Annotated in this window: 21 protein-coding genes; 15 read left to right on the forward strand and 6 right to left on the reverse strand. The window is 71.3% G+C overall.

Annotated elements, in window-relative coordinates:
• The first annotated feature begins 5 nt into the window (after positions 1–5).
• Positions 6–869, forward strand: coding sequence for a polyphosphate kinase 2 family protein (locus tag KZC50_RS07945; RefSeq protein WP_310891278.1), 864 nt, complete (start codon positions 6–8; stop codon positions 867–869).
• Positions 870–911: 42 nt separating this feature from the next.
• Positions 912–2597 (forward strand): DUF885 domain-containing protein, encoded by a 1686-nt coding sequence (locus tag KZC50_RS07950; RefSeq protein ID WP_310891279.1) that lies wholly within the window; start codon positions 912–914, stop codon positions 2595–2597.
• Positions 2598–2627: 30 nt separating this feature from the next.
• On the opposite strand, the gene KZC50_RS07955 is transcribed toward KZC50_RS07950, so the two are convergent.
• The 4 genes from KZC50_RS07955 to KZC50_RS07970 are packed head-to-tail and all read right to left on the reverse strand — an operon-like array spanning position 2628 to position 6566.
• On the reverse strand, positions 2628–3647 hold the full coding sequence (locus KZC50_RS07955; RefSeq protein ID WP_053548146.1) for an LLM class flavin-dependent oxidoreductase: 1020 nt from the start codon (positions 3645–3647) through the stop codon (positions 2628–2630).
• Positions 3644–4012, reverse strand: a complete 369-nt coding sequence (locus KZC50_RS07960; protein WP_301133231.1) for a TIGR04076 family protein — start codon at positions 4010–4012, stop codon at positions 3644–3646. The genes KZC50_RS07955 and KZC50_RS07960 overlap by 4 nt, the downstream gene beginning before the upstream one ends.
• Positions 4009–5253 carry an amidohydrolase family protein gene (locus KZC50_RS07965; protein WP_310891280.1) on the reverse strand — a complete coding sequence of 415 codons (1245 nt, stop codon included), beginning with the start codon at positions 5251–5253 and terminating at the stop codon, positions 4009–4011. Before KZC50_RS07965 ends, KZC50_RS07960 begins: the two co-directional genes overlap by 4 nt.
• Positions 5250–6566 (reverse strand): isochorismate synthase, encoded by a 1317-nt coding sequence (locus KZC50_RS07970; protein WP_310891281.1) that lies wholly within the window; start codon positions 6564–6566, stop codon positions 5250–5252. Before KZC50_RS07970 ends, KZC50_RS07965 begins: the two co-directional genes overlap by 4 nt.
• Before the next feature lie 67 nt (positions 6567–6633).
• Here KZC50_RS07970 and KZC50_RS07975 point away from each other — a divergent pair, with 67 nt between their 5' ends.
• The 7 genes from KZC50_RS07975 to KZC50_RS08005 all read left to right on the forward strand — a co-directional run bounded on the left by KZC50_RS07975 (position 6634) and on the right by KZC50_RS08005 (position 13475).
• Entirely contained in the window at positions 6634–7182 is a 549-nt protein-coding gene (locus KZC50_RS07975) for a DUF402 domain-containing protein (RefSeq protein WP_310891282.1), read from the forward strand.
• Between the two features lie 9 nt (positions 7183–7191).
• Positions 7192–7986 (forward strand): demethylmenaquinone methyltransferase, encoded by a 795-nt coding sequence (locus KZC50_RS07980; protein WP_310891283.1) that lies wholly within the window; start codon positions 7192–7194, stop codon positions 7984–7986.
• 9 nt (positions 7987–7995) lie between these two features.
• Positions 7996–9048: a polyprenyl synthetase family protein gene (locus KZC50_RS07985; RefSeq protein ID WP_310891284.1), complete on the forward strand. Its 1053-nt coding sequence runs from the start codon at positions 7996–7998 to the stop codon at positions 9046–9048.
• Positions 9049–9064: 16 nt separating this feature from the next.
• The gene (locus KZC50_RS07990) at positions 9065–10438 is read left to right on the forward strand and encodes an FAD-dependent oxidoreductase (RefSeq protein WP_301133243.1); all 1374 of its coding nucleotides are present in this window, start codon (positions 9065–9067) and stop codon (positions 10436–10438) included.
• 9 nt (positions 10439–10447) lie between these two features.
• A complete protein-coding gene (locus tag KZC50_RS07995; RefSeq protein WP_310891285.1) occupies positions 10448–11476 on the forward strand; it encodes an alpha/beta hydrolase in 1029 nt (342 codons plus the stop codon).
• A 9-nt stretch (positions 11477–11485) separates the two neighbouring features.
• Positions 11486–11785: a hypothetical protein gene (locus tag KZC50_RS08000; RefSeq protein ID WP_301133247.1), complete on the forward strand. Its 300-nt coding sequence runs from the start codon at positions 11486–11488 to the stop codon at positions 11783–11785.
• 166 nt (positions 11786–11951) lie between these two features.
• Positions 11952–13475, forward strand: a complete 1524-nt coding sequence (locus KZC50_RS08005) for a SulP family inorganic anion transporter (protein WP_310891286.1) — start codon at positions 11952–11954, stop codon at positions 13473–13475.
• On the opposite strand, the gene KZC50_RS08010 is transcribed toward KZC50_RS08005, so the two are convergent.
• Positions 13469–14653, reverse strand: coding sequence for a GAF domain-containing sensor histidine kinase (locus KZC50_RS08010; RefSeq protein WP_310891287.1), 1185 nt, complete (start codon positions 14651–14653; stop codon positions 13469–13471). The genes KZC50_RS08005 and KZC50_RS08010 overlap by 7 nt on opposite strands.
• 201 nt (positions 14654–14854) lie before the next feature.
• Between KZC50_RS08010 and KZC50_RS08015 the strand changes: the two genes are divergently transcribed.
• The 6 genes from KZC50_RS08015 to KZC50_RS08040 all read left to right on the forward strand — a co-directional run bounded on the left by KZC50_RS08015 (position 14855) and on the right by KZC50_RS08040 (position 21877).
• A complete protein-coding gene (locus KZC50_RS08015) occupies positions 14855–15772 on the forward strand; it encodes a formate/nitrite transporter family protein (protein WP_310891288.1) in 918 nt (305 codons plus the stop codon).
• Positions 15773–15845: 73 nt separating this feature from the next.
• Positions 15846–18419: a nitrite reductase large subunit NirB gene (gene nirB, locus KZC50_RS08020; RefSeq protein ID WP_310891289.1), complete on the forward strand. Its 2574-nt coding sequence runs from the start codon at positions 15846–15848 to the stop codon at positions 18417–18419.
• Positions 18420–18421: 2 nt separating this feature from the next.
• Positions 18422–18796 (forward strand): nitrite reductase small subunit NirD, encoded by a 375-nt coding sequence (gene nirD, locus KZC50_RS08025; protein ID WP_375294590.1) that lies wholly within the window; start codon positions 18422–18424, stop codon positions 18794–18796.
• Entirely contained in the window at positions 18793–20025 is a 1233-nt protein-coding gene (gene cobA / locus KZC50_RS08030) for a uroporphyrinogen-III C-methyltransferase (protein WP_310891290.1), read from the forward strand. Before nirD ends, cobA begins: the two co-directional genes overlap by 4 nt.
• The gene (locus KZC50_RS08035) at positions 20025–21170 is read left to right on the forward strand and encodes a uroporphyrinogen-III synthase (RefSeq protein ID WP_301133402.1); all 1146 of its coding nucleotides are present in this window, start codon (positions 20025–20027) and stop codon (positions 21168–21170) included. Before cobA ends, KZC50_RS08035 begins: the two co-directional genes overlap by 1 nt.
• Positions 21167–21877, forward strand: coding sequence for a sirohydrochlorin chelatase (locus KZC50_RS08040; RefSeq protein WP_301133259.1), 711 nt, complete (start codon positions 21167–21169; stop codon positions 21875–21877). The genes KZC50_RS08035 and KZC50_RS08040 overlap by 4 nt, the downstream gene beginning before the upstream one ends.
• On the opposite strand, the gene KZC50_RS08045 is transcribed toward KZC50_RS08040, so the two are convergent.
• Positions 21868–22356: a YajQ family cyclic di-GMP-binding protein gene (locus tag KZC50_RS08045; RefSeq protein WP_053548136.1), complete on the reverse strand. Its 489-nt coding sequence runs from the start codon at positions 22354–22356 to the stop codon at positions 21868–21870. The genes KZC50_RS08040 and KZC50_RS08045 overlap by 10 nt on opposite strands.
• Between the last annotated feature and the right edge of the window lie 102 nt (positions 22357–22458).

The following is a 22458-nucleotide window of genomic DNA, read 5'->3' on the forward strand; positions in this document are numbered from 1 at the left end:
GGGCGATGACGGCGAAGAGTCAGACACACAGCGACGGCGACCTCGGCGATCTCCTCCGGGTGCGGGACGGGTTCGTCCTCGCGGGCGTCGACACCCGCTCGACCCCCGGTTACGGCCAGACGAAATCCGACGCCCAAAACGACCTCGCCGCCGGCGCGGAGGAGTTCGACGAGCTGCAGGAGCGGCTGTACGCCCAGAGCCGAGAGAACCCGGATTCGCCCGCGGTGCTGCTGGTCCTGCAGGCGATGGACACGGCGGGCAAGGGCGGGATCGTCCGCCACGTCATCGGCGCGACCGACCCCCAGGGCATCCACCTGAAGGCGTTCAAGAAGCCCACCCCCGAGGAGCTCGAGCACGATTTCCTGTGGCGGATCGAGCGCGAAGTGCCTCGCGCCGGCTACATCGGGGTCTTCGACCGCTCGCACTACGAGGACGTCCTCATCGGCCGGGTCCGGAGCCTCGCGACGCCCGACGAGATCGAGCGGCGCTACGACGCGATCAACGATTTCGAGCGGCGCATCACCGACGCCGGCGTCCACCTCGTGAAGGTGATGCTCCACATCTCGAAGGACGAGCAGCGCGAGCGTCTCGCCGAACGCCTCGAGCGGCCGGACAAGCACTGGAAGTTCAACCCGGGCGACATCGACGAGCGGCAGCTGTGGGACGACTACATGGGCGCGTACCAGGTCGTCCTCGACCGCACCTCCACCCCGCACGCGCCCTGGCACGTCGTGCCCGCGGATCGGAAGTGGTACGCCCGGTTGGCCGTGCAGGCACTCCTCCTCGACGTGCTCGAGCGCATCGATCCGCAGTGGCCGGTGGCGTCCTTCGACGTCGAGGCCGAGAAGGAGCGGCTCGCGGCGAGCTGACCCGCACCCGGCCTCACGGCAGACGGCTCGTAGGCTGAGGCGGTGCCCCAGCCCCACCAGCCCCATCCCGCGGATCCGGTCCATCGGATCGCCGACGACTACGTCGCCGAGCTCGCCCGCCACGAACCGGATGCCGCGCAGGCGCTCGGCCGGGAGGACGGCCCCGCGCTTCCCGACCTCTCACCCGAATGGCTGCAGCGCCGCTACGCCCTGCAGGGCGAGACCGTGCGGCGACTCGACGCCCTCCCGACGGATGCCGGAGACCCGGCGCTCCGCGCCGCGTTGCGCGAGCGTCTCGAACGCGAGCGCCTCCTCTTCGACACCGGCTTCACCCCGCGCCTCGTGGCCGGGCTCGCGACGCCGGTGCACCTCGTCCGCTACGCCGTCGAGGGGCTCACGCTGACACCGGATGCCGCGGGTCAGGCCCTGCTCGCGCGCCTGGAGGCCGCGGCCGTCGCCGTCCGGCAGTACCTCGCCGCCCTCCGCTGGGCACGCGACGAGGCCGACCGCTTCACCGGCAGCGGCGTCGCGCCGATCCGCCAGCTGGACACCCTCGCCGGCCAGCTCGACCGCTGGATCGACGCGGACTGGTTCGGCGGCGTGCCGATCGCGCCGGGCGTCGACGACGCCACCCGGGCGCGCGTCCGCGCCGCCGCCGACGACACGAACGGCGCGCTCGCCGATCTCGTGTCCGCCCTCCGCGGCGACCTCCGCGCCGCCGCGCCGGAGCAGGACGGGGTGGGGGAGGAGGTCTACCCCGATCTCGCTGCCGCGATGCTCGGCGCCCGGATCGACCTCGCCGACACGTACGCGTACGGCTGGGCCGAGCTCGCGCGTCTGACGGACGAGGCCCGCACGCTCGCCCGCGCCCTCGGCGGCGACGGCGACGATCCGGTGCGCGCGGCCGCCGCGCTGCTCGACGCCGACCCGCGCTACCGGCTCGAGGGGGTGGACGCCATCCGCGACTGGCTCACCCGTCGGGTCGATGAGACGACGGCGGCGCTGGCGGACGCCTTCGCCCTGCCCGCCGGCATCCGTCGCGTGGAGTGCGTCGTCGCCGAGGCGACGGACGGCGTGGTCTACTACACGCCCGCGCCGCCGGACGGTTCGGCGCCGAGCCGCATCGTCTGGACGATCCCGAGCGGGGTGCCGGTGGCCGCGTCGTGGCAGGAGGTCACGAGCGTCCACCACGAGGGGCTGCCGGGGCACCACCTCCAGTTCGTCGTCACCGCCTCCGACCCCGACCTGCACCCGTGGCAGCGGCACCTCTGCCACATCCACGGATACGCCGAGGGATGGGCGCACTACGCCGAGCAGCTCTCCGACGAGCTCGGCCTCGTCCGCGACCCGGCGGAACGCCTCGGGCTCGTGCTCGGGCAGATCTGGCGGTCGGTGCGGATCGTCGCCGACATCGGCCTGCACACCGGTTGGGCGGTCCCGGACGGGGCGGTCGTCCCGCCGCAGTCGTGGACCCCGGACCTCGCCCGACGGATGCTGGTCGACCTCGCTCTGGTCGAACCGCACCTGGCCGGGTTCGAAGTGGACCGCTACCTCGGCTGGCCGGGACAGGCCCTGGCGTTCAAGGTCGGCGCGCGGCTGTGGGTGCAGGCCCGCGCCGCGCGCGAGGCGGCGGACGGTGCGGGCTTCTCGCTCCGCGCCTTCCATCGCGATGCGCTCGGCCTCGGTCCCATGGGACTCGAGCCGCTCCGCGAGCGTCTCCTGGGCTGACGCCGCCGTCGACCGGAGGGGCCGGCGCCCTCAGTCGCGGAGGCGCGGGAGCACCTCGCGCCCGAGGAGGACGATGCCCTCGGCGGGGACGCGCGCGTGCGGCGTTCCGAACTCGATCCGGTCGACCCCGGCATCCACGAGGAGCCGCGCCTGAGCCGCGATGTCATCGGGCGTCCCCGAGAACGCGAAGAGATCGAGCACGTCGCGGGGGATGAGCCGCCCCGCCCCCTCCTCGTCGCCGTCCGCGAGCCGGGAACGGATGCCGGGCAGCAGGTCGTCGGGAAGGTCGACCGTCGGATCGAGCGCGGCGATCACGTCGAGGTACATCGCCACTTCGCGCCGGGCGAGGGCGCGCGCGGCATCCCCGTCGCGATCGATGACGGTCACCGCGCCCACGACGACTCCGACGGCCCCGTCCGGGCGACCGGCCCGCTTCAGGCCGCGACCCAGGCGCCCGCGGACGATGCCGACCATCGCGGGGTTCGCGGTGCCGCCGATCTTGATCTCGTCGGCGATCTCTCCCGCGAGCGCCATGCCCTGCGGTCCCCACGATCCGATCAGTATCGGTGCGCGCTCGCGGACGATGGGGTAGCGCAGCCGCACGCCGGGCTCCAGCCGGAAGACGTCGCCGGCGTATCCTTCGCCCGAACCCGACAGCAGCGCCTGGATCATGCCGGTTGCGTCGCGCAGCGCCGCGATCGGACGCCCGGCCTCCACCCCGATCGCCTCCAGCCACGACCCACGTGCGAGTCCGAGGTAGGCCCGGCCTGCGGACGCGGCATCCACCGCGGCGAACTGACCGGCGATCTCGTAGGGGTGCAGGGTGAACGGGTTCCAACACGCGCACCCGAGCCGGATGCGCGTGGTCGCGTGCGCCATCTCGAGGAGGGCCGCGATCGGCGGCTGATAGAGGAGGTCGGAGAAGACGCTCACGCCGTCGAACCCGAGGTCCTCGGCGAGGCGGGCGAGCGCGGCGTAGTCGCCGGGCGCCTTGTCGGTCTGCAGCCCGAGGGAGAACCGGACGGGCTCGCGCCGGTCGTCGGCGCTCACGTGAGGTCCTCGGTGGGGATCGACCGGATGCCGGTGCGCTCGATCCGCATGATGAGGCGTTCCTCCGGGTCTGGGCACGCGACGAGGTCGTCGCGCTCCAGCCAATCGCCCGGCGGGAGGCGCCGCTGCTTGGCCGGGAGCAGAGGGAGGACGGCCTGCAGGGCGTAGAGGCAGAAGTGGCCGCCGTCCGGGAGGCACAGGCGGCTGCTCTCGACCAGGTCGATGTGATCGCCGACCTTCATGCCGCACACCGAACGGCCCTCGATGCGGTCCACGACGACGCGCAGATCGTACAGCTCCGTGCGTGCGGCGGTGCCGTCGGAGCTGCCGGCTGCGGGAGTCCGGTCGTCGTCTTCCGCGCTCATCGGGTGCGCCCCGCGTCGTCGCGGACGATCACGCCGCCGCGCATCACCAGGTCGATCCCGCGGAGCGCCGAGATGTCGGCCGTCGGGTCGTCGGGCATGGCCACGAGGTCGGCCCACGCGCCGGGAGCGAGGATGCCGAGGTCGTCGGCGCCGAGCCAGCGCGCGGGAGCGGAGGTGGCGGCGCGGACGACGTCCGGGGCGGGAAGGCCGCCGGCCTGCATGTGCTCGAGTTCGCGGACGACGGCGCTCGTGCCCTCGAAGTCCCAGAACGGCGGCATGTCGCTGCCGAGGAGCACGTCGACGCCGGCGTCGAGGGCGTACCGGTACGAGTCCAGATGGCGGGGGCCAGCCTCGAGCGAGCGCTGCTGCATCCACTCCGGCACACCGAGGTCGTCGAAGAACGCCTTCGCCCGCGTGACAACGAGCGTCGGCACGAGCGCCGTGCCGTGCGCGGCCATGAGGGCGGCGACCTCCGGGGTCAGCTCGTAGCCGTGCTCCACGCAATCGAGCCCCAGCTCCACCGCCTCGGCGATGATCGCCGCGGGACCGGCGTGCGCGGTGACCTTGCGTCCCCACGCGTGGGCCGTCGAGATCGCCGCCGACATCTCGTCCCGCGTGAGCTGCGGCGTCGTGATCTGCTCGTTCTCCCCGGCGATGCCGCCCGAGATCATCAGCTTGACGAGGTCGGCGCCGGCGGCGATCTGGCTCCGGACGCCGCGGGTGACGGCATCCGCTCCGTCGCACTCGAGGGTGTCGTCGGTGTCGTGCCCGTGTCCTCCGGTGCAGCACAGACCCCGCCCGGCGGTGAAGATGCGCGGGCCCGCGACGTGGCCGGCCTCGATCGCGCGGCGAAGGGCGAAGTCGGCCCCGCCCTTCTCGGACACGCACCGGACGGTCGTGACGCCCGAGAGGAGGGTGCGCCGCGCACCGTCGGCCATGTACAGCGCCAGTTCGTGCGGGTCGAGCGCGCTCACCGCGTCCCCGCCCGGCCCGGGAAGCGACAGCGAGAAGTGGGTGTGCATGTTGATCAGACCCGGCATCACCACCGCGCCGCCGAGGTCGTACACCGCGGTTCCGGCATCCATCATCGACAGCGTGTCGGGCTCGATGCGCGCGATGCGACCCGCCTCGATCACGATTGCGAGCCCGTCCTGCGGTGTCGGGCGGATGCCGTCGACCACTCGCAGGTTCGTCAGCACCGCGTCGCCGCGGGTGGCGAGGGAGGGGACCGGCCCGCTCATGCCAGGGCGTCCACGATGGGGCGGAACTTCACGCGCGTCTCGAGCATTTCGGTCTCGGGGTCGCTGCCCGCCACGATCCCCGCGCCGGCGTGGGCGGTCACCGGCATCGTGTCGCTGTACTCCGCGAACCGGCGCGCGGGCTCGGATCCGATCTGCGCGCAGCGGAGGGCGATCGCCCACTCACCGTCGCCGTTGCCGTCGACCCACCCGACAGGACCGGCGTAGCGACCGCGGTCGGAGGGCTCCAGGCGTCGGATCAGGTCGACCGCGGCATCCGTCGGGGTCCCGGCGACGGCGGCGGTCGGGTGCAGCGCCGCGACGAGATCGAGGGCGGATGCCGACCCGCGGACCGCGCCGGAGATGTCGGTGGCGAGGTGCCACACGTTCGGCAGCTCCAGGGTGAAGGGCCCGGCGCCCGCGTCGACCTCCTGCGTGAAGGGATCGACGGCGGTCAGCACGCTCTGCACCGCGAACCGGTGCTCCTCGAGGTCCTTCGTGCTCGCCGCGAGGGCGGCCACCGCCCGCGCGTCGGCGGCGGCATCCGCTCCACGCGCGGCGGTGCCGGCCAGCACGCGCGCCGTCATGCGGCCGCGGGAGACGGTGACGAGGGTCTCGGGGCTGGCGCCGACGAGCCCGTCGACGGCGAAGGCCCACGTGTCGGGATAGCTGCCGGCCAGGGCCCGGACGAGCCGGCGGAGGTCGGCGCCGGCGGGGACGGTGCCGACGAGGTCGCGCGCGAGGACGACCTTCTCGACGGTGCCCGCGTCGATCGCGGCGAGGGCTGCGCGCACCGCCTCCTGATAGGCGACCGGGTTCATCGCGCCCGGGCCGAGCGTCGCCGACCAGTACGGGCCGTAGGGGCGGGACACGGGGAAGGGGGTGTCGTCGACGGGATCGGTCCGGGCGTTCCGGATGCGGGTGATCCAGGCGCGACCGTCCCGGCGTCCCACGACCGCCCGCGGCACGATGAGGCGGCTTGTCGAGGTCGACCGCGGGTCGAACGCCAGCGCTCCGAAGGCCACGAGTCCGGTGCCGGGGATGCCGAGCGGATCGTCGATCTCGCTGCGGGCGACGATGTCGCGCCAGGCCTCGGCGGGTGCGGGACGATCGGTCGGTTCGGGCCTGCCGAAGGGAGTGCCCGCGCCGGCGCCGGTCTCGTATCCGGCGACCATCCCGCCGACGCCGACGATGCCGTCACCGCGGCGGAGCCACGCGAGAGGGGACGCCGGATCGGCGAAGAGGAGGGGATCGTCGATCGGGTCGATCTCCTGCGTCTGCGCCACGAACCACGGCGCACCGGAGGTTTCGATCACCCATCCAGCCTATGGCCCGCCGCGCCCCGCGGATCCGCGTCGGGAGCCCGCGGCTTAAACTCTGCGGGTGACCGAGAACACCCTGCCGGACCGGCCCCCCGTGGGGTCGCGCATCCTCTTCCGCTGGCGCAAGTGGGACGGCAGCGAGCACTGGGTGCACGACTGCGTGTATCTGGGCAGCGACCGCTGGGGTGACTGGGTCGGGCAGCGCGCCGGCTGGCGCAGCTTCCGTCCGGGGCGCGACAACCGCACCGAGTTCGACAACGTGACGCTGCTGCCCCCGACCGGGGACTACGCCTTCACCCGCAACGCCCGACCGGACCGCACCCACACCTACATCGACCTCGGGTGGGATGTGACGTTCCGCGGCGGCGAGCCGACCGGCATCGACATGGACCTCGACGTCGTCGACCGCGCCGTGGGCGGGATCTACATCGACGACCGCGACGAGTGGGACGAGCACCGCGTCCACTACGGATACCCCGCCGACATCGTCGCGCACCTCGAGGCGCTGGCGGTCGACCTCGAGCGGAAGGTGCGCGCGGCCGAAGCCCCCTTCGACGAGGCCACGGCGGACGCCTGGCTCGAGCGCCTCGCCGCGCTGGGCGCCGCCTAGACTCGACGGGTGACCGACACCCCCGCGAACCAGCCCCGCCGCGCCGATCTGGGCAAGGATCCGGCGAGCGTCAGCGGCATGTTCGACGGCGTCGCGCGCGGCTACGACCGCACCAACACGGTGCTCAGCATGGGCAACGACCGGCTGTGGCGTGTCGCCACCACCCGCGCGGTGTCGCCGCGCCCGGGGGAGCGGATCCTCGACCTCGCCGCCGGCACCGGAGCCTCCTCGGTCTCCATCGCCCGGAGCGGTGCGGAGGTCGTCGCGGCGGACTTCTCGCCCGGGATGATCGCCGAGGGGCGACGCCGGCACGGACCGGACGCGCCGGGGGGCGGCATCCGGAATCTGTCCTTCGTCCACGCCGACGCCACCGACCTGCCGTTCGCCGACGAGGAGTTCGACGCGGTCACGATGTCGTTCGGTCTGCGCAACGTCAACGACCCGAAGAAGGCGCTCGCCGAACTCCTGCGGGTCACCAAGCCCGGCGGGCGGATCGTGGTGTGCGAGTTCTCGCACCCGCCGTCGCGGGCGTTCGCCGGTCTCTACCGGTTCTACAACGACCGCATCCTGCCGGTCGTGGCGAAGACGGTGAGTTCGAACGCCGACGCGTACGACTATCTCAACGAGTCGATCCGCGACTGGCCCGACCAGCCGACGCTCGCGGCGTGGATGCGTGCCGCGGGATGGGTGGACGTCGCCTACCGCAACCTGTCCTTCGGGATCGTCGCGCTCCACCGCGGCGGCAAGCCCGTCCGCCCGCGCGCCTCCGGCCCCGCCGCCGAGGGCACCCCCGCACCCCGGTAGGCTGATCAGGTGACCCCCTCCGCGTCCGATTCGCGTCTCGGCAAGCTGGGCCTCACCGACCGCATCTTCGCCGGCGCCCGTTCGCGTCGGCTCCTCGCCACGGTCGATGAGGGCATGCTCCGCGTCGACGCCGCCCTCGGCGACGAGCTGCGCATGGCGCAGCCGGTCGTCGACGCCGTCAGCCGCTACCTCTACGAGGCCGGCGGTAAACGCGTGCGGCCGATGCTGGCGCTTCTCACCGCCCAGCTCGGTGACGGAACGACGGATGCCGTCGTCGAAGGCGCGGCCGCGCTCGAGCTCACCCACCTCGGCTCGCTCTACCACGACGACGTCATGGACGACGCGGACAAGCGCCGCGGCATCCCGGCCGCGCACGAGGTGTGGGGCAACAGCGTCGCGATCCTCGCCGGCGATCTGCTCTTCGCCCGGGCGAGCCAGATCATGGCCCGGTACGGCGAGCGCGCGATCCGGATCCAGGCCGACACGTTCGAGCGTCTCGTCCTCGGTCAGATGCGCGAGACCGTCGGGCCCGCCGAGGGCGACGATCCGGTGCAGTTCTCGCTCGACGTCCTGGCCGACAAGACGGGATCGCTCATCGCGGCATCCGCTCAGGTGGGAAACATCTTCGCCAACGGCCCGGAGGAGTTCGAGCAGCCGCTGGCGGTCTTCGGCGAGAAGGCGGGGGTCGCCTTCCAGCTGCTCGACGACGTGATCGACCTCGCCGCCGACCCCGCCGAGACCGGCAAGGTCCCCGGCACCGACCTGCGCGCGGGGGTCCCCACGATGCCGTACCTCGTGCTCACCCGCCGCACCGACGCGGACTCGGTCGGGTTGCGCGAAGAGATCGACGACGGCGTCGCCCGGATCGCCGCCGGCGCCGATCCCGCGATCCTCGATCACGCCCTCGCCCGTCTCCGCGATCACGAAGCCACCCAGGCCACCCGCGACCTCGCGGGCTCGTACTCGCAGGAGGCCATCGACGCCCTCGAACCGCTGCCGGACGGCGCGGTCCGCGAGGCTCTCACCCGGTTCGCGCGCGCCGTCGCCGACCGCTCCCGCTGATTCCAGGAGGACATTCTTGACCAAGCTCAGGCTGGCCATCGTCGGGGCGGGCCCCGCAGGCATCTACGCCGCCGACATCATCCTGAAGGCCGAGCGCACGTTCGACGTGTCGATCGACCTGTTCGACCAGCTCCCCGCGCCGTATGGACTGGTCCGGTACGGGGTCGCCCCCGACCACCCGCGCATCAAGGGCATCATCACAGCCCTGCGGGAAGTGCTCGACCGCGGCGACATCCGCATCTTCGGCAACGTGCGCTTCGGTGAGGACCTGACCCTCGACGACCTGAAGAAGCACTACAACGCCGTGATCTTCGCCACCGGCGCGATCCGAGACGCCGATCTCGACATCCCCGGCATCGACGCGAAGGGCTCCTACGGCGCCGCCGACTTCGTCAGCTGGTTCGACGGTCACCCAGACGTCCCACGCGAATGGCCGCTGGACGCGCAGTCCGTCGCCGTCATCGGCAACGGCAACGTCGCGCTCGACGTCTCGCGCATGCTCGCCAAGCACGCCGACGACCTCCTGCCCACCGAGATCCCCGAGAACGTCTACGAGGGTCTGAAGGCCAGCCCCGTGACGGACGTGCACGTGTTCGGCCGGCGCGGACCCGCCCAGGTGAAGTTCACGCCGCTGGAGCTGCGCGAGCTCGGTGAGCTCCGCGACGTCGACATGGTCGTCTACGACGAGGACTTCGACTACGACGACGCGTCCAAGGTCGCCATCGCCAGCAACAAGCAGGTCATGGTGATCGACCGGGTGCTGCAGCAGTGGCGGCAGCGCGACTCGGCCAACAACGCCGGAGGCACGGCGTCCCGTCGCCTGCACCTGCACTTCTGGGCCAAGCCCGTTGAAGTGAAGACGGATGCCGAGGGCCGTGCGACCGCCTTCGTGTATGAGCGCACGCGCCCCGACGGCGAGGGCGGCGTGGTCGGCACGGGGGAGCTGCGCGAGGTCCCGATCCAGGCGATCTACCGCGCGGTGGGCTACTTCGGGTCGCCCCTGCCGGGCGTGCCCTTCGACAAGCGCCACGGCGTGATCCCGAACCACGAGGGCCAGGTCCTGCACAAGGACTCCAACGAGCGTGTGCCCGGTGTCTACGCGACCGGATGGATCAAGCGCGGGCCGGTGGGTCTCATCGGGCATACGAAGTCCGACGCGATGGAGACCGTCCGCCACATCATCAACGACCAGGCGTCGTGGTGGCAGCCCGTCGACCCGTCGGATGAGGCGATCCCCGCCCTCCTCGCCGAGCGGGGTGTGGCCTGGACCGACCTCGACGGCTGGCACCGTCTCGACCAGCACGAGATCGCCCTGGGCGCACCGCACGGGCGCGCTCGCATCAAGGTGGTCCCGCGCGACGAGATGGTGACCGTCTCGCGCGGCGAGTAGCCTTCGGCGATGACCGCTGAATGGAAGCCCGACGTCCTCGGGCCTCCGTTCGCGCAGCGGACGCTTCCCCTCGGGACGGATTCCGACGGTGAGGTCGTTGCGACGCTGGTGCGTCGGGAGCCCTCGGCGTGGGACTCGCTGGTCGGGGCGCTCCGCGATGTCGACGTCCTGTACGTCCACGGGTGGTCGGACTGCTTCTTCCAGGTCGAGCTCGCACGCTTCTGGTGCGACCTCGGCGCCCGTTTCCATGCCCTGGACCTCCGCGCGTACGGGCGGAGCCTCCGCGAGGGGCAGATCCCCGGGTATGTCACCGACCTCACCGTCTACGACGAGGACATCACGGCGGCGTTGACGGCGATCGGACACGACCCGGCGTCGGATGCCCCGCGCCGGCGTCGGCTGGTCCTCCTCGGTCATTCCACCGGAGGTCTGACCCTCACCCTCTGGGCCGCCCGGCATCCGGGATTCGCCGACGCCCTCGTGCTGAACAGTCCGTGGCTGGAGCTGCAGACGGGACCGTTCGCGCGCCAGGCTCTGCTGCCGCTCATCGAAGCGCGTGCGCGGTGGGATCCGTTGGGCGCGCACCCGGAGGTCGACCTCGGCTTCTACACGCGCGCGCAACGGGAAACCGGCGCGCTCCCCGGGGAGGCGATCCCCGCCGCGTGGCGGCCCGAGCGCGGCTTCCCGACGCACCCCGGGTGGCTCCGGGCGGTCGTGCGCGGGCACGCCACCGTCGCCGCGGGGATCGAGACGGGCTGCCCCACCCTCGTCCTCCTCTCGGCGCGCTCGAGTTCGCCCCTGTCGTGGTCCGAGCAGGCGTTGACATCCGACTCGGTGCTCGTGGTCGACGAGATCGCCCGCGCCGCGACCCGTGTGGGCAGCGACGTCACGCTGCGACGCGTGGACGGCGCCCTCCATGACGTCTTCCTCTCGGCGGAACCCGCCCGCGCCGATGCCTACCGGGGTCTACGGGAGTGGCTCGTCGACGGCGCCGTGCGCCGCCGGGCTCCGCGGGGGACGCTCGCCCCGCCGCACTAGGCTGGCCGCGTGGATGAGTGGGACGAGATGGCGCAGTGGCTGGAGAAGGCCACGAAGGATCCGATGGCCGATGCCGTGCGCGGCCGCGTGACCGTCGTCTCGGTATCCGAGCCCGAGGGGCGGGCGCGCTACCAGGAATGCCGCGTCGAGCTCCGCGCCGAAGCGGCCGGCGTCGCGCCGCGCACGGTCTCCACGGAGGCGGTGTTCCCGAAGAGCCGGTGGCCGAAGCCGGGCGACGTGCACGCCGCGCGCATTTCGCCCTCCCACGAGGACGCGATCGAGGTCGACTGGGACACCACCGCACGCTGACCACGGGAGTCATCGCTCGCCGCGCATGCCGACGGCGGTAGAGTCTTCGGATGCCGCGCTCTGCGGCGTCCTTCCCCTTCATCTCCGACCGCGCTCGCGGTCCCGACGCATCGTCGCGTCCTTCCCCGATCGCCGTCGCGATCCCGCCACTCACGCTGGAGCGCCCATGACCCGTGTCGTCCCCGTCCCCGACCCGCCGAGCCGCTATCGCATCGAACCCACGGTGATGCAGGCGCTGCGGAGCCCGCGCCTGCTCACCCGCGAGGCACTCGCCGGTCTCGTCGTGGCGATCGCCCTCATCCCCGAGGCGATCGCGTTCTCGATCATCGCCGGCGTCGACCCGCGTCTCGGCCTGTTCTCGTCGTTCGTGATGGCCGTCGCCATCTCGTTCCTCGGCGGACGCCCCGCCATGATCACCGCCGCCACCGGCGCCATCGCGCTCGTGATCGCCCCGGTCGCGCGCGAGTACGGGGTGGACTACCTCATCGCCACCGTGATCCTCGGCGGGCTCATCCAGGTCGTGATGGCCGCGCTCGGCATCGCGAAGCTCATGCGCTTCATTCCGCGCAGCGTCATGGTCGGCTTCGTCAACGCGCTCGCGATCCTCATCTTCACCTCGCAGTTCCCGCAGCTCATCGGCGTCCCGTGGCTGGTGTACCCGATGGTCGTGGCGGGCCTGCTCATCATGTATCTGATGCCGCGCTGGACGAAGGTCGTCCCCGCACCGCTCGTGGCGATCGTGCTGCTCACCGCTGCTGCTGTGGTCTTCACGATGAACATCCCGACGGTCGGCGACCAGGGGGACCTGCCCGAGAGCCTGCCGTTCCTCTTCATCCCGAACGTCCCGCTGACGTTGGAGACGCTGCAGATCATCGCTCCGTACGCGCTCGCCGTGGCCGTCGTCGGGCTCCTCGAGTCGCTCATGACCGCCAAGCTCGTCGACGACATCACCGACACCCACTCGCGGAAGACCCGGGAGGCCTTCGGTCAGGGCGGTGCGAACATCCTCTCCGGCCTCTTCGGCGGTATGGGAGGGTGCGCGATGATCGGCCAGACGATGATCAACGTGAAGGCATCCGGCGCACGCACGCGCATCTCGACGTTCCTCGCCGGCGTCTTCCTGCTGATCCTCGTGCTCGTCCTCGGTGACATCGTGGCGGTCATCCCGATGGCCGCCCTCGTGGCCGTCATGATCGTCGTCTCGGTCGCGACGTTCGACTGGCACAGCGTCCGCCTGTCGACGCTGCGACGGATGCCGAAGAGCGAGACCGCGGTGATGGTCATCACCGTCGTGTTCACGGTGTGGACGCACAACCTCGCCATCGGCGTGGGCGTCGGCGTCCTCGCGGCGATGGTCCTCTTCGCCCGTCGCGTGGCCCACTTCGTCCGCGTGCAGCGGACGGTGAACGATTCCGCGGGTGAGACGATCGTGCGGTACGAGGTCGAGGGCGAGCTCTTCTTCGCCTCCAGCAACGACCTGACGACGCTGTTCGACTACGCGGGAGACCCCGACAAGATCGTCATCGACATGTCACGCTCGCACGTGTGGGACGCCTCCACGGTCGCGGCGCTCGACGCCGTGGTGACGAAGTACCGCCAGCGCGGCAAGGAGGTCGTCCTCGAGGGGATGAACGACGCCACGACCCAGCTGCACACGCGGCTGTCCGGAGGGCTCGGCGCCGGTCACTGACCCCCGAGGAGCGGGAACGTCACCCACACGGCGGCGCCGCCCGTGGGGGAGGCATCGATCCCGAGACGCCCGCCGTGCTCCTGGGCGATGCGGCGGCACACCGAGAGACCGAGCCCGAGGCCTTCTATCCCGTGGGCGTCGGCGCCGCGTTCCATGAGCCCGACGACCCGCCCGCGATCGGCTTCGGGGATGCCCGGCCCGTTGTCTTCCACCCGGATCACCAGGGCCCCATCGGTGCGGGTCGTGCTCACCTCGATCATGGGCGGGATTCCGGCGGCGGCGGTGAACTTCACCGAGTTGGCGATGAGGTTCTGCAGGACGAGCCGGATGAGGGTCGCGTCGCCGAACACGATGCCGTCCACGTCGAGGCTCACCCGGGCTCCGCGCTCGCGCAGCGCGGCATCCAGGTCGTCCACCGCGGCCACGGCGGCCTCGCGGACGGACACCGGGCCGAAGTGGCGCGCGGCGCCGCCGATGCGGGCGTACGAGAGCAGGTCCCCGACGAGGTCGGTCATGCGGTTCGCCGCCGCCTCGGCGCGGGCCAGCGAGACCGTCGCCTGCTGCGCCTCATCGACTTCGAGGCTGTCGCTGGCGAGCTCGAGATAGCCCACGAGTGCCGTGAGCGGATTGCGCAGGTCGTGGCTGACCTGGCCGGCGAACGTGCTCAGCCGATCGTTCGAGGAGCGCAGCTCGCGGCCCGCGCGACGCAGTTCGAGGACGTCGACGACCTGCCCGGCGAGGATGTCCATCGTCGACCGCTGAGCGGCATCCAGTTCGGCTACGTCGTCGTCGAAGACGCAGAGGGTGCCGATGATGACGCCGTCGGGGGTGCGCAACGGGCTCGACGCGTAGAAGCGCACCCGACCGAGTTCGCCGGTGACGAAGGGGTTGTCGGTGAAGCGTTCATCGTCTCGTGCGTCCGGAAGGACCACCTGCTGGCCGGAGAGGTAGACCGCCGCGCACATCGAGTCCTCGCGGGCGCACACCGCGGCGTCGAAGCCTAAGGCGGCTATCTGGTGCTGGAAGCGATCGTCGATGATGTTGACGACCGCCTTCTCGACCCGGCAGACACTGGCGGCGATACGCAGCAGGCCTTCGAGGCTCGACGCCGGGGCCTCGCCGATCACGCCGTAGTCCGCGATCGCCTCGCGCCGGATCGCGTCATCCACTGCGGTCATGGGCCCTCCGCCCTCGTGCCGGCGACGTCGAGCGGGCGGGTCGCGCTCGATGTCGTCCGGATCTTTCTCACAGTGGCCGCCGCGCCGAAGAGAGAAAGCCGTAATCGAAGTCGTCGTTCTCGGTCGTTGTCGGGAAACACCGCGCTTCTACCTTCGTAGCACGAGAACCTTCCCCGCGCATTCGTCCCCGAAGGAGAACCGATGTCCTACGTCAAACCCGCAGACCTGATCGGCACGGTCATCGACGCCGGCGCCTCGAAAGTGATGTACTCCACGCAAGACACGATGGTGCGGTCGATCATGGGTGGCGCGTTGCTGTCGCTCGCCGCAGCCTTCGCGGTGACGGTCGCCACGACCACCGGGATCCCGCTGTTGGGTGCGGTGCTCTTCCCCGTCGGCTTCATCATGCTGTACCTCCTCGGGTTCGATCTGCTCACCGGGGTGTTCGTCCTCACCCCTCTGGCCTGGCTGGACAAGCGTCCCGGAGTGACGCTCGGGGGCATCCTGCGCAACTGGGGTCTGGTGTTCCTCGGGAACTTCATCGGTGCCTTCGCGGTGGCGCTGCTGATGGCGATCGTGGTGACGTACGGCTTCTCGACGCCGCCGAACGCGGTCGGTGAGGCCATCGGACACATCGGTGAGGGGCGCACGCTCGGGTACGCCGAACACGGCGCGGCCGGGATGCTGACCCTCTTCATCCGCGGCGTCCTCTGCAACTGGATGGTCGCCACCGGCGTCGTCCTCGCCATGATCTCCACGAGCGTGCCGGGCAAGATCATGGCGATGTGGATGCCGATCATGCTCTTCTTCTTCATGGGCTTCGAGCACTCGATCGTGAACATGTTCCTCTTTCCGTCGGGCCTGCTCCTCGGAGGTGACTTCACCGTCATGGACTACCTGATCTGGAACGAGATCCCCACGGTACTCGGCAACCTCGTCGGTGGACTGGTGTTCGTCGGCATCCCGCTGTACGTCACCTACGGGCGCCCGTCGTCGCCGCGCCGCCGGGTCTCCTCGCGGCGTGCGCGTAACGCAGCGCAGCACCCGGCATCTGATTCCGCGGCACAGGTCGCCGTGGCGCAGGCGGACCGCGCGACCGCCCACTCCCCGGTTGGTTGAGATGACCGCCGCGGAAAAGAAGATGAAACACACCCCTGACGGCGGGGAAACCTCGTCGGCGTACGGTGCGGGGATGAGCTGCACCCGGTCCACCTCGCGCGTCGTGGTGGTCGGAGCGGGGATGGTCGCCCACCGCTTCGTCGAGAGTCTGCTCAGTGACGGAGGCGACTGGGCCGTCACCGTCATCGGCGAGGAGGAGCAACACCCCTATGACCGGGTGGGGCTGACATCGTATTTCGCCGGCGCGTCGACGACGGATCTCGAACTGGATCCCGAGCCGATGCGCGACAGTCGCGTGCGCTTCATCCGTGGTCGCGCGGTGCGCCGGGTCGACCGCGACTCCTCCCAGGTCGTCACGGCGGACGGTGAGCGCGTCGGATACGACCGACTCGTTCTGGCCACCGGGTCCTACGCCGCGCGCCTCGCCGTCGAGGGTTACGACCACGAAGGCTGCTTCGTCTATCGGACCCTCGACGATGTCGTCGGCCTCGAGCAGTTCGTGCAGCGCCGGGCCGCCGAGCTGGGACGTCCGCTCGTGGGGGCCGTCATCGGCGGGGGCCTCCTGGGCCTCGAGGCCGCGGGGGCGCTCCAGGGATTGGGCGTCGCCCCGACCGTCGTCCAGTCCTCCGATCGTCTGATGTCGGCGCAGCTCGACCTGCCCGCCGGTGATGCGCTCCGTCGCCTGATCGAGGCCCGCGGCATCGCGGTGCGGACGGACACCATCACGACGCGGATCGACGCCGACCACTGCGGGCGGGTGCGGGGGCTGGAGTTCCGCCAGGGGGAGTGGGCGCACGCGGACGTTGTCGTGTTCACCGTCGGGGTCCGGCCCCGGGACGAACTCGCCCGCAGTGCGGGACTGCGGGTGCATCCCCGGGGAGGGGTCGTCATCGACGCCGCGTGCGCGACGTCGGACCCGCGCATCCTCGCCATCGGGGAGGTGGCCAACTACGACGGGCAATGCGTCGGACTCGTCGCGCCCGGCTACGCCATGGCGGAAGTGGCCGCGACACGGCTCAGTGGCGGCGACGGCGTCTTCGCGGGTTTCGATGTCTCGACGAAGCTAAAGCTCTCGGGAGTGGATGTCGCAAGCTTCGGCGACGCGTTCGCGCAGACGCCCGGGGCGCTCGATGTCGTTTACGCAGACCCGGTAGCCGGGGTGTACAAGAAGCTCGTCCTCTCGGACGACGCGAAGACCCTCCTCGGTGGCATCCTCGTCGGAGACGCGTCGGCGTACGGCGCCCTGCGCCCCCTGCTGGGTGGCGCGCTCGGCGGCGATCCGGCCGCGTATCTCATGCCCGAGGGTGCCGCGGCGGCCCCGACCGGAGACCTGCCGGACACGGCGCTGCTGTGCTCGTGCAACAGCGTCACCGCCGGTGCCATCCGCGCGGCCGTGCACGACCAGGGGTGCGCGGACGTCGCGGGCGTGAAGGCGTGCACGAAGGCCGGGGCGGCGTGCGGCTCGTGCGTGATGATGATCAAGAAGATCGTCGGCACCGAGCTGGCCGCTTCCGGGAAGACTCTCAGCACGGCGCTGTGCGAGCACTTCCCGATGTCCCGGCGGCAACTCTTCGATGCCGTACGGGTCTCCGGCCTCACCACCTTCAGCTCGGTGGTGGACCGGTTCGGTTCGGGGCGCGGCTGCGACATCTGCAAGCCCGTGCTGGCCAGCATCCTGTCGACGCTCACCGGAACGCACGTCCTGGACGGCGAGAACGCCACGCTCCAGGACACGAACGATCATGTGATGGCGAACCTCCAGAAGGACGGCAGCTACTCAGTGGTCCCGCGCATCCCCGGGGGAGAGATCACGCCCGAGGGTCTGGTCGTCATCGGCGAGGTCGCGCGGGACTTCGGTCTCTACACGAAGATCACCGGCGGCCAGCGCATCGACATGTTCGGTGCCCGGCTCGAGCAGCTCCCGGACATCTGGCGCCGTCTGGTCGATGCCGGATTCGAGTCCGGTCACGCATACGGGAAGTCGCTTCGCACGGTGAAATCGTGCGTCGGGTCGACGTGGTGCCGCTATGGAGTCCAGGATGCTGTGGGCATGGCCGTCCGTCTCGAGCTGCGCTATCGCGGGCTGCGCTCGCCGCACAAGATCAAGCTCGGCGTCTCCGGCTGTGCGCGCGAGTGCGCCGAGGCGCGGGGGAAGGACGTCGGCGTCATCGCGACCGAAGCGGGCTGGAACATGTACGTGGGAGGCAACGGCGGCTTCACGCCCCGCCACGCCGAGCTGCTCGCCGAAGGGCTCAGCGACGATGACCTGCTCACGGCCATCGACCGGTTCCTGATGTACTACGTCTTCACCGCCGACCGTCTGCAGCGCACCGCGCCGTGGTTTGCCGACCTCGACGGGGGGATCGAGGGGTTGCGGGACGTGATCTTCGAGGATTCCCTCGGCATCTGCGGCGACCTGGATGCCGCGATGGCCCGGCACGTGGACGGGTACGAGGACGAGTGGAGGGCGACGCTCGACGACCCCGAGAAGCTACGACGTTTCGCGTCGTTCGTGAATGCGCCGACGACCCCCGACCCGGGACTGGCGTACACCGCCGAGCGTGGGCAGGGGCGTCCCGCCACGGACGCGGAGCGCGCCGACCCTGCGGTCTTCATCGCGGGTACGGTTCTGGAGGTACGACGGTGAGCCTGACGGTCGAGTACGCCGCCCCGGCGCGGGCGGACGAGTGGATCTATGTCTGTCGACTCGCCGATCTGGAAATCGAGCGGGGCCGGGCTGCGTTGCTCGGCGATGTGCAGATCGCCCTGTTCCTCGTGCACACCGGCCGTGTGTACGCGGTGTCGAACCGGGATCCCTACTGCGGCGCGCACGTCATCTCCCGCGGGATCGTGGGGACCCGCGGCGATGCGCCGACGGTGGCCTCTCCAATGTACAAGCACGTGTTCGACCTCCGCACCGGGGTGTGTCTCGACCCGCAGGGGCGGGCACCGGCCACTCTTGCGGTGTGGGCGGTCGCCGTGGACGGCGATGCCGTATTCGTACGGCCAGGAGGATCGCGATGACCACGATGCTGGGGGTATCGCTCACGGGGCGACGCGTGGTCCTCGTCGGGGGTGGGGCGGTCGCCGCACGGCGTGTCGGCCGGTTCCTCGAGGACGGCGCCCGGGTCGTCGTCGTCGCGCCGGCGGTGTCCTCGGCGATGAAGTCGACCATCGCCGAGCACGACCTCGAATGGATCGCGCGTCCCATCCGCGAAGGCGACGTCATCGGGGCATGGCTCGTGCACACCGCGACCGGCGACCGGCGCGTCGACGCCGATGTCGCCGCGTGGTGCGAGGAGAGCCGGGTGCTGTGCATCAACGCCTCCGACGGGTCTCACGGGTCCGCGCGCCTCGCCGCCGAGACACGGTCGGGCGATGTGATCGTGGGCGTGGTGTCCGACGCCGGGGTCGACCCTCGGCGCGCGGGACGCCTCCGCGACGCCGTGGGCGCGCTGCTGCGGGAGGGGTCGCTTCCGCTCCGGCAGCAGCGGCGTCGGGGGATCGGGCGCGTCGACCTCGTCGGCGGCGGCCCGGGCCCGGTCGACCTCATGACCGTCCGGGGACGTCGGCTCCTGGCCGAAGCCGACGTCGTCGTGGCGGACCGGCTCGGGCCCACCGGTGTCCTGCTCGAGTTGGAGGCGGATGTCGAGGTCATCGACGTCGGGAAGAGCCCCGGTGCTCACCCCGTTCCGCAGGTGCAGATCAACGAGCTCCTGGTCTCGCTCGCCCGCGCGGGCAAGCGCGTCGTGCGACTCAAGGGCGGCGACCCGTTCGTGTACGGACGTGGCGGCGAAGAGGTCGCGGCGTGTCTGGCCGCCGGGGTTCCGGTGGACGTCGTCCCCGGGCTGACGAGTGTCGTCTCTGTGCCGCAGGCGGCGGGTATCCCCGTGACGCATCGCGGGGTGTCCGCGGGGATCCACGTGGTCAATGGTCAGGCGGAGCCCTCGTCCTCGACCCTCGCCGCGCTCGCCGACGAGCACATCACCACCGTCGTGCTCATGGGCGTCGCCGGCCTTCCCCGGCTGGTCGACGCCGCGCGACGCCACGGGGCACCCGGTGACCGGCCCGTGGCGATCGTCGAGTGCGGTCACACGCCGGCCCAGCGGACGACACGTTCCACGCTCGCGGATGTCGTGACGGATGCCGCGGCTGCCGGTGTCGCCAATCCGGCGGTGATCGTGGTCGGCGATGTGGCCCGTGCCGACCTCCTCCTCGCCGACCCCGCCCTGGTGGGTGATGCGCGCCGGTGATCGCCCCGCCCCGCCCCGCCCTCTCCGCTGCGCTCGCCGGCACGACCATCGTGATCGCGGTCGACCGGCGTGCTTCGGAGCTGACGGCCGCGCTCGAGCGACACGGCGCGCAGGTGCGGCGGGCCCCGGCGCTGACGATTGTGCCGCACATCGATGATGCCGCCCTCATCGAGGCCACCCGTGCACTGATCGACGAGCCCCCCGACATTGTGGTGGTCACGACCGGCGTGGGATTTCGTGGATGGATGGAGACCGCCGAAGAAACGGGCATGCTCGATGAGCTCCACCCCGCGCTCGAGCGGGCGCAGATCGTCGCCCGAGGGCCGAAGGCGCGCGGGGCGATCCAGCAGGCCGGCCTCACCGCCGACTGGGTCGCCGAGTCGGAGACCTCCGAGGAGCTGGGAGAGTTCCTCCTCGCCGAGGGTCTCGCGGGCCGCCGGATCGCCGTCCAGCATCACGGCTCCGGAGCAGACGGACTCGATGAGCTCTTCGCCGATGTCGGTGCGGACGTGGTGAGTCTCACCGTGTACCGCTGGGGGCCACCCCCCGACGCAGCCGTGGTGGCGAGGTCGGTCGCGGCGGCCGCGCGGGGGGACGTGGACGCCGTCCTGTTCACCTCGGCGCCCGGTGCCGCCGAGTGGTTGGCCTCCGCCGAGCGCGAAGGGGCGCTGGCCGACGTCGTCGCGCTGTCGCGCTCGGGTCGAATCCTCCTCGCGGCGGTCGGACCGATCACCGCCAAGCCTCTCGCAGAGGCAGAGGCGGAGGTTCTGATCGCCGAGCGCGGGCGGCTCGGCTCGTTGGTCCGGGCGGTCGTGACGCACTTCGGGGGTGGGCACGCGCCCGCGGTTCAGACGACCGCGGGGCGGCTCGAGCTGCGCAGCGGCGGCGCGGTGCTCGACGGGCGGCTGGTCCCGCTGTCGCCCACCGGCATCAGCGTGCTGCGGGTGCTTTTCGCCGCCGGGGGCGATGTCGTGTCCCGGACCGCGTTGCAGGGAGCGCTCGCGCACTCCGGTGCCGGAGCTCACGCCGTCGATGTGGCGATCGCTCGGCTGCGGGAGGCATTCGGGGGTTCGTGCCCGGTCCGCACCGTCGTCAAGCGGGGCTATCGCCTCGATGTTCCAGACGGGGAGGAAGAGGGATCATGACACCGACGCTCATCGCCTGTTCGCACGGCACCTCGTCGGAGGCCGGTCGCGCCGCCATCTCCCGGCTCGTGACCCGCGTGCGCGTCCTCTTGCCCGACGTCCCCGTGGAAGAGGCGTTCGTCGACGTGCAGCAGCCGGAGGTCGGCGAGGTCGTCGATCGTGCGGTCGATCGAGGCCCCGTCATCGTCGTGCCGCTGCTTCTTTCGGCCGGGTTCCACACCCGCGTGGACATCGCTCGCGCGGTCGCACGGCACCCGGGCGCCGCGGTCGCCGCACCCGCGCTCGGTCCACATCCGCTGGTGACCGCGGTCCTCGCCGATCGCGTAGCGGCGACGGGGCTCGGCGCCGATGACGCGGTCGTCCTCGCCGCGGCCGGATCGACCGACCCAGCCGCGGCAGTGGACGTCGCCGCGACCGCGCGCGACCTCTCCGCCGTCTTGGGACGGCCCGTCCGCGTCGGCGTGGCGGCGGGGACCGGGGAACGGATCAGCGCGGTGGTCTCCGGCATCCGTCTGCAACGCTCGGGTCGCGTCGTGGCGGCGAGCTACGTCCTCGCCCCGGGATTCTTCGCGGATGTCGTCGCGCGTGCGGGCGCGGACGCGACGACCGACCCGCTCGCGCTCGATCCGCGCATGGCGCAGCTCGTGGCCGAGCGCTACCTCGACGCGCGAAGGGCCTTGCACAGCGGGAGTGCGGCTCAGCGGTAGTTGAGGAACTGCAGGTCGACGTCGAGGTCCGCGGCCTTGAGGAGGCGGATGACCTCCTGCAGGTCGTCGCGGCTCTTGGACTGCACGCGGAGCTCGTCGCCCTGGATCTGGGACTTGACCGACTTGGGTCCCTCGTCGCGGATGATCTTGCCGATCTTCTTGGCGTTCTCCTGCGAGATGCCTTCCTTCAGGGTCGACACGATGCGGTACTCGCGGCCGCTCGCGACGGGCTCACCCGACTCGAGGCTCTTCAAGGAGATGCCGCGCTTGATGAGCTTGGTCTGGAAGACGTCGAGAACCGCCTGCGCCCGCTCTTCGCTGTTGGCCTTGATGAGGATCGACTCGCCGCTCCACGCGATCGAGGCGTCCGTGCCCTTGAAGTCGTAGCGCTGCTCGACCTCCTTGCGCGCCTGGTTCAGGGCGTTGTCCGCCTCCTGCCGGTCCACTTTGGAGACGATGTCGAACGAGGAATCAGCCATGCCGGGGAGTCTACCGGGGGAGGCCACGCCAACGCCGGAGACGCGGCATCGTGCGGAAGTGAGCGCGCACAACTGACACCGCGTGTCATCTGTAAGCGGTTC

This window comes from Microbacterium aurantiacum, assembly GCF_031625015.1.
Classification (GTDB): Bacteria; Actinomycetota; Actinomycetes; order Actinomycetales; family Microbacteriaceae; genus Microbacterium; species Microbacterium aurantiacum.

Excerpts from the sequence above, each read along its gene's own strand:
- KZC50_RS08015 (WP_310891288.1), top strand. The coding sequence starts at position 14,855 with ATGTCCTACGTCAAACCCGCAGACCTGATCGGCACGGTCATCGACGCC.
- KZC50_RS07960 (WP_301133231.1), bottom strand. The coding sequence starts at position 4,012 with ATGAGCGCGGAAGACGACGACCGGACTCCCGCAGCCGGCAGCTCCGAC.
- KZC50_RS07965 (WP_310891280.1), bottom strand. The coding sequence starts at position 5,253 with ATGAGCGGGCCGGTCCCCTCCCTCGCCACCCGCGGCGACGCGGTGCTG.
- KZC50_RS08010 (WP_310891287.1), bottom strand. The coding sequence starts at position 14,653 with ATGACCGCAGTGGATGACGCGATCCGGCGCGAGGCGATCGCGGACTAC.
- KZC50_RS07995 (WP_310891285.1), top strand. The coding sequence starts at position 10,448 with ATGACCGCTGAATGGAAGCCCGACGTCCTCGGGCCTCCGTTCGCGCAG.
- KZC50_RS07945 (WP_310891278.1), top strand. The coding sequence starts at position 6 with ATGACGGCGAAGAGTCAGACACACAGCGACGGCGACCTCGGCGATCTC.
- cobA (WP_310891290.1), top strand. The coding sequence starts at position 18,793 with ATGACCACGATGCTGGGGGTATCGCTCACGGGGCGACGCGTGGTCCTC.
- KZC50_RS08040 (WP_301133259.1), top strand. The coding sequence starts at position 21,167 with ATGACACCGACGCTCATCGCCTGTTCGCACGGCACCTCGTCGGAGGCC.
- KZC50_RS08045 (WP_053548136.1), bottom strand. The coding sequence starts at position 22,356 with ATGGCTGATTCCTCGTTCGACATCGTCTCCAAAGTGGACCGGCAGGAG.
- KZC50_RS08005 (WP_310891286.1), top strand. The coding sequence starts at position 11,952 with ATGACCCGTGTCGTCCCCGTCCCCGACCCGCCGAGCCGCTATCGCATC.
- nirB (WP_310891289.1), top strand. The coding sequence starts at position 15,846 with ATGAGCTGCACCCGGTCCACCTCGCGCGTCGTGGTGGTCGGAGCGGGG.